The 6,647-nt window shown below is 69.8% G+C and carries 4 protein-coding genes and 1 pseudogene; 4 read left to right on the plus strand and 1 reads right to left on the minus strand.

The window, feature by feature from the left end:
• Both JHN63_RS45620 and JHN63_RS45625 read left to right on the plus strand, forming a co-directional pair.
• The coding region (locus JHN63_RS45620) for a multifunctional oxoglutarate decarboxylase/oxoglutarate dehydrogenase thiamine pyrophosphate-binding subunit/dihydrolipoyllysine-residue succinyltransferase subunit (protein ID WP_200691028.1) at positions 1-3,610 on the plus strand (3,610 nt) is incomplete at its 5' end.
• 348 nt (positions 3,611-3,958) lie between these two features.
• The gene (locus JHN63_RS45625) at positions 3,959-4,141 is read left to right on the plus strand and encodes a DUF6104 family protein (RefSeq protein ID WP_005312030.1); all 183 of its coding nucleotides are present in this window, start codon (positions 3,959-3,961) and stop codon (positions 4,139-4,141) included.
• Positions 4,142-4,199: 58 nt separating this feature from the next.
• Here the strand turns inward: JHN63_RS45625 and JHN63_RS45630 are convergent.
• Positions 4,200-4,855, minus strand: a pseudogene (locus JHN63_RS45630) (hypothetical protein).
• 189 nt (positions 4,856-5,044) lie between these two features.
• Between JHN63_RS45630 and JHN63_RS45635 the strand changes: the two are divergent.
• A complete protein-coding gene (locus JHN63_RS45635) occupies positions 5,045-6,073 on the plus strand; it encodes a DUF4097 family beta strand repeat-containing protein (protein WP_200691029.1) in 1,029 nt (342 codons plus the stop codon).
• A 1-nt stretch (position 6,074) separates the two neighbouring features.
• Positions 6,075-6,647, plus strand: a 573-nt coding sequence (locus JHN63_RS45640) for a PadR family transcriptional regulator (protein ID WP_200691030.1), incomplete at its 3' end; no start/stop codon positions are given.

Consider the following 6,647-nt stretch of genomic DNA (forward strand, 5'->3'; position numbering starts at 1 on the left):
TTCGGCGGGTACTGCGGCCGCGGGGGCCGCAGCGCCCACGCCACCGGCCCAGGCCGCACCCGTAGCCCCGGCCCCGGCTGCTCCTGCTGCCGCACCCGCGGCTCCGGCGGTTCCCGCGCCGGCAGCGGCCGCTCCGGCCCCTGCGCCGGCTCCCGTCGCCGCTCCGGCCCCCGTGAAGGCCGTTGCCCCGGCTCCGGCCGCCCAGCCGAAGAAGGCCGAGCCGGCGACCGAGGCTCCCTCGGGACCGGAGTTCGTCACGCTGCGCGGCCCCGCCGCCGCGGTCGCGAAGAACATGAACGCCTCGATCGAGGTGCCCACCGCCACGTCGGTGCGCGCGGTCCCGGTCAAGCTGCTCTTCGACAACCGCATCGTCATCAACAACCACCTGAAGCGCGCCCGGGGCGGGAAGATCTCCTTCACCCACCTCATCGGCTACGCGATGGTGCAGGCCATCAAGGCCATGCCGTCGATGAACTACTCCTTCCAGGAGAAGGACGGCAAGCCGACCCTGGTCAAGCCGGAGCACGTCAACTTCGGTCTCGCCATCGACCTGGTGAAGCCCAACGGCGACCGCCAGCTCGTCGTCGCCGGCATCAAGAAGGCCGAGACGCTGAACTTCTTCGAGTTCTGGCAGGCCTACGAGGACATCGTCCGCCGCGCCCGCGACGGCAAGCTGACGATGGATGACTTCACCGGCGTCACCGTCTCGTTGACCAACCCCGGCGGCCTCGGCACGGTCCACTCGGTCCCGCGTCTGATGCCCGGTCAGTCGGTCATCATGGGCGTCGGCTCGATGGACTACCCGGCGGAGTTCCAGGGCACCAGCCAGGACACCCTGAACAAGCTCGGCATCTCGAAGGTCATGACGCTCACGTCGACCTACGACCACCGGGTCATCCAGGGCGCCGCCTCCGGCGAGTTCCTGCGGATCGTCGCGAACCTCCTGCTCGGCGAGAGCGGCTTCTACGACGAGATCTTCGAGGCGCTGCGCATCCCGTACGAGCCGGTCCGCTGGCTCAAGGACATCGACGCGTCGCACGACAACGACGTGACGAAGGCCGCCCGCGTCTTCGAGCTGATCCACTCCTACCGCGTGCGCGGCCATGTCATGGCCGACACCGACCCGCTGGAGTACCGCCAGCGCAAGCACCCCGACCTGGACATCACCGAGCACGGCCTCACCCTGTGGGACCTGGAGCGGGAGTTCGCGGTCGGCGGCTTCGCCGGCAAGTCCCTGATGAAGCTGCGCGACATCCTCGGCGTGCTGCGTGACTCGTACTGCCGCACCACCGGCATCGAGTTCATGCACATCCAGGACCCGAAGCAGCGCAAGTGGATCCAGGACCGCATCGAGCGCTCGCACTCCAAGCCGGAGCGCGAGGAGCAGCTGCGCATCCTGCGCCGCCTGAACGCGGCGGAGGCCTTCGAGACCTTCCTCCAGACGAAGTACGTCGGCCAGAAGCGCTTCTCCCTCGAGGGCGGCGAGTCGGTCATCCCGCTCCTCGACGCGGTCATCGACAGCGCGGCCGAGTCGCGCCTCGACGAGGTCGTCATCGGCATGGCCCACCGAGGCCGCCTGAACGTGCTCGCGAACATCGTCGGCAAGTCGTACGCCCAGATCTTCCGGGAGTTCGAGGGCAACCTCGACCCGAAGTCGATGCACGGCTCCGGCGACGTGAAGTACCACCTGGGCGCCAAGGGCACGTTCACCGGCCTGGACGGCGAGCAGATCAAGGTCACCCTCGCGGCGAACCCGTCCCACCTGGAGACGGTCGACCCGATCATCGAGGGCATCGTCCGCGCCCGCCAGGACATCATCAACAAGGGCGGCACGGACTTCACGGTCCTGCCGCTCGCCCTGCACGGTGACGCGGCCTTCGCGGGCCAGGGCGTGGTGGCCGAGACGCTCAACATGTCGCAGCTGCGCGGCTACCGCACCGGCGGCACGATCCACATCGTCATCAACAACCAGGTCGGCTTCACGGCGGCCCCCGAGTCCTCGCGCTCGTCGATGTACGCGACGGACGTGGCGAGGATGATCGAGGCCCCGATCTTCCACGTGAACGGCGACGACCCGGAGGCAGTGGTCCGCGTGGCCCGCCTGGCCTTCGAGTTCCGCCAGGCGTTCAACAAGGACGTGGTGATCGACCTCATCTGCTACCGCCGCCGCGGTCACAACGAGTCGGACAACCCGGCCTTCACCCAGCCCCTGATGTACGACCTGATCGACAAGAAGCGCTCGGTGCGCAAGCTGTACACCGAGTCGCTGATCGGTCGCGGCGACATCACCCTCGAGGAAGCCGAACAAGCCCTCCAGGACTACCAGGGCCAGTTGGAGAAGGTCTTCACCGAGGTCCGCGAGGCGACCGCCCAGCCGGGTGCCGCCCCGATGTCGGACCCGCAGGCCGAGTTCCCGGTGGCGGTCAACACCGCGATCTCCACGGAGACCGTCAAGCGGATCGCCGAGTCCCAGGTCAACATCCCGGACAACTTCCACGTCCACCCGCGCCTGCTGCCCCAGCTCCAGCGCCGGGCGACGATGGTCGAGGACGGGACGATCGACTGGGGCATGGGTGAGACGCTGGCGATCGGCTCGCTGCTCCTTGAGGGCACGCCGGTCCGCCTCTCCGGCCAGGACTCCCGCCGAGGCACGTTCGGCCAGCGCCACGCGGTCCTCATCGACCGCCAGACGGGCGAGGACTACACCCCGCTCCAGTACCTCTCCGAGGAGCAGGCGCGCTACAACGTCTACGACTCGCTCCTCTCCGAGTACGCGGTCATGGGCTTCGAGTACGGCTACTCGCTGGCCCGCCCCGACGCGCTCGTGATGTGGGAGGCGCAGTTCGGCGACTTCGTCAACGGCGCGCAGAGCGTGGTCGACGAGTACATCTCGGCGGCGGAACAGAAGTGGGGCCAGACGTCCGGCGTCACGCTCCTGCTCCCCCACGGCTACGAGGGCCAGGGTCCCGACCACTCCTCGGCTCGCGTGGAGCGCTTCCTGCAACTCTGCGCCCAGAACAACATGACGGTGGCGATGCCGACCCTCCCGTCGAACTACTTCCACCTCCTGCGGTGGCAGGTGCACAACCCGCACCACAAGCCGCTGGTGGTCTTCACCCCGAAGTCGATGCTGCGCCTCAAGGCCGCGGCGTCGAAGGCGGAGGAGTTCACGACGGGTCAGTTCCGCCCGGTCATCGGCGACGCGACGGTGACGGACCCGGCCGCCGTCCGCAAGGTCGTCTTCGTCACCGGCAAGCTGTACTACGACCTGGAGGCCGAGCGCGCCAAGCGCGGCACGACGGACGTGGCGATCATCCGGGTCGAGCGGCTGTACCCGTTGCCGGGTGCGGAGCTCCAGGCGGAGGTCAACAAGTATCCGAACGTCGAGAAGTACCTGTGGGCGCAGGAGGAGCCGGCGAACCAGGGTGCGTGGCCGTTCATCGCGCTGAACCTGATCGACCACCTGGACCTCGCGGTCGGCGCGGACGTGCCTCACGGTGAGCGACTGCGGCGGATCTCGCGTCCGCACAGCTCGTCTCCGGCGGTCGGCTCCGCCAAGCGGCATCAGGCTGAGCAGGAGCAGTTGGTGCGGGAGGTGTTCGAGGCGTAGGTCTCGACACGTCCTGGTTGTACGTACGGTGGGTCCGGCTCCGAGCCTTTGCGGCTTGGGGGCGGGCCCATTGGCGTGTCAGTAGCCGGGGGCGGGTCACAGAAAACGGCGAGGTGACGGGCCCAAGCGGCTTCGGGGGCACGGCGGGTGGCGCTGTGAGCCCTCAAGTAGCAGACCTGGGCGATGAGTTCACGGGCGGTGCGGGTCTGCCGCAGCAGGTCTTCGGCCCGCCCTCCTGACATGTCCTTTCCCAGGGCAAACTTCTCGCTGCCCCACACCAGGACGAGGCGCCAGCCGTAGCCCGCATAACCTGGAGGTGTCAGACCCACGCCTTCAGGAGATTCCCCCGTGTACTTCACCGACCGAGGCATCGAAGAACTCGAAAAGCGACGCGGCGAGGAAGAAGTCACCTTCGAGTGGCTCGCCGAGCAACTGCGGACCTTCGTCGACCTGAACCCGGATTTCGAGGTCCCGGTGGAACGCCTGGCGACCTGGCTGGCGCGACTGGACGACGAGGACGACGAGGAGTAGTTCCTACGGTTCCTGGTCCCTACGGTTCTCGGTCTCCACGGCGGTCCCGGCGCCGGTGTCAGTCGCGGGGGCCTACGACGCCGTAGACGAGGCCGAGCGTGCCGTGGGCCAGGAGCAGTGCCCCCGCGACGATCCAGCCTCCGCTACGGCGTCGTAGGCCCCAGATCGTGAGCGGGTGGCCGGCCGCCGTCTGGGCCAGGGCGAGGGCGCGTGCCCTGGGGGTGCCCGACCAGGGCATCCAGGGGCCGAAGCGGCTGCTGTCGACCGCGTCGAGTTCCGCGCGGACCGCCTCGCGCCGGCCCGCCCGCTCGATCTGCCGGGCGTCCGAGTGGACGCGGGCGGTCTCCCGGAGACGGTCGGCGGGTTCGCCGGGAGTGAGCCAGACATAGCCGACGGGACGGCGGAAGCCCGAGGCCGGGGTGTAGCCCGCGTGGTCGGCGTCCCACCGCAGGGCGAGTACGGCCAGGGGACGCGCCGACGGCGAGCGCGGTGGCCCAGCCGGTGAGGACGCGGTCGACGGGTTCGTCGCCGCGCAGCCAGGGCTCCCTTCGGGGACGAACACGCTCCAGTCGTCGCCCGCGCCGGTCAGCGGCATGCGTTCGTGGAGGGGGTGGGCCCCGTCTGGGCGACGGACTCGGGGGCGGCCCGGCAGAGCAGCAGCGCGCCCGGGGTGGCGCCCGTCCGGTGTCCGGTCCGCGGCTTCTCCGTCGACATGGGTCACACGCTTGGGCAATGCGCCCCCGTTCCCACCGTTTGTTCGATGTCCGGCGCCCGGCGCCCGAACCCTTCGCCGATCACCCGCACGAGTGTCTTGACTTTCCGCATCCGCGATATATCGTGTTTCTCGGGATACGCGATATGGCGCGTCACGTCCCGTCCGGTTCGGCCGAGGAGGTCTGCATCATGTCCGAGTGGTCCGTCGCAGAGCCCAAGAAGCTCACGTTCGACGAGCCCGTGAGCGATCTCCATGTGCGCATCGTCAACGGAACGGTGAACGTCGTGGGGACGGACGAGGGTTCCGCCCGCATCGAGATCTCCGAGATCGACGGGCCACCGCTGGTGGTGACCCAGGAGCACGGCACGCTGACGGTGGCGTACGAGGACCTGCCCTGGAAGGGCTTCCTCAAGTGGCTCGACCGGAAGGGCTGGCGGCGCAGCGCGGTGGTCTCCCTGGCCGTTCCCGCGAGCACCCGGGTCGAGGTCGGGGTGGTCGGCGCGGCAGCCGTCGTCTCCGGGATCAGCGGGCCTTCGGTGGTGCGCGGGGTCACCGGGGACACCACTCTCGTCAGTCTCTCCGGGTCGGTCCGCGCCGAGACGGTCTCGGGGAACCTGGAGGCCCAGGCCGTCACCGGCGACCTCCGCTTCAACTCCGTCTCCGGCGATCTCACCGTCGTCGAGGGCTCGGGACCCTCCGTGCGCGCCGAGTCGGTGAGCGGCTCCATGATCGTGGACCTCGACCCGGACGGCCCGACCGACGTCCGGCTGACCAATGTCTCGGGCGAGATCGCCATCCGGCTGCCGCATCCGGCGGACGCGGACGTCGAGGCCAACACGGCGAGCGGTTCGATCTCCAACGCCTTCGACGGACTGCGGGTGCACGGCCAGTGGGGCGCCCACAAGATCACCGGCCGGCTGGGCGCGGGCACGGGGAAGCTGCGCGCCACCACCGTCTCCGGCTCGATCGCGCTGCTGCGGCGGCCGGTGGCGGAGGACGAGGGCGAGGGCGCGGACGGGTCTTGGGAGGCGGATACGAAGGAGCACTTCCAGGGCGAGGGGCCCCTCCAGGACACCGGCAAGGACACCGGCCAGGAGAGCGGACGGGAACCTGCGGACGGGGCTCAAGGCGACTCGGGGGACAATTCCGTTTCCGGCCCGGGTGATGCTTCCGGCACCACCCCGGCCGACGGCACGACCGACAAGAAGGTGCTCTGACATGCCTCCCGTCTTCGCCCACGGCCGCCTCCGCCTGTACCTGCTGAAGCTGCTGGACGAGGCCCCCCGACACGGCTACGAGGTCATCCGCCTCCTGGAAGAGCGTTTCCAGGGGCTGTACGCGCCCTCGGCGGGCACGGTCTACCCGCGGCTGTCCAAGCTGGAGGCCGAGGGCCTGGTCACCCACACCACCGAGGGCGGCCGCAAGGTGTACGCCATCACGGACGCCGGCCGCGCCGAACTGGCCGACCGCAGCGGCGAGTTGGCCGACCTGGAACTGGAGATCCGCGAGTCCGTCGCCGAACTGGCCGCCGAGATCCGGGCCGACGTCCGGGGCGCGGCGGGAGACCTGCGCCGCGAGATGCGCGCGGCGGCGAGCGAGGCCCGCCAGGGGGCCGGGACCGGGCGCGGCCGGCCGGGCGAACACGACAGTCCCGCCGGGGACTTCACGGACTTCGGTGACAAGGAGTCGTGGCGCGCCGCCAAGGAGGAGATGCGCCGCGCCAAGCAGGAGTGGAAGGAGCAGGCCCGGCGTGCCAAGGACGAGAGTCGCCGGGCCTGCTCCTTCCACTCC

Origin of the sequence: Streptomyces sp. MBT65 (genome assembly GCF_016612545.1) — a bacterium.
Lineage (GTDB): Bacteria > Actinomycetota > Actinomycetes > Streptomycetales > Streptomycetaceae > Streptomyces.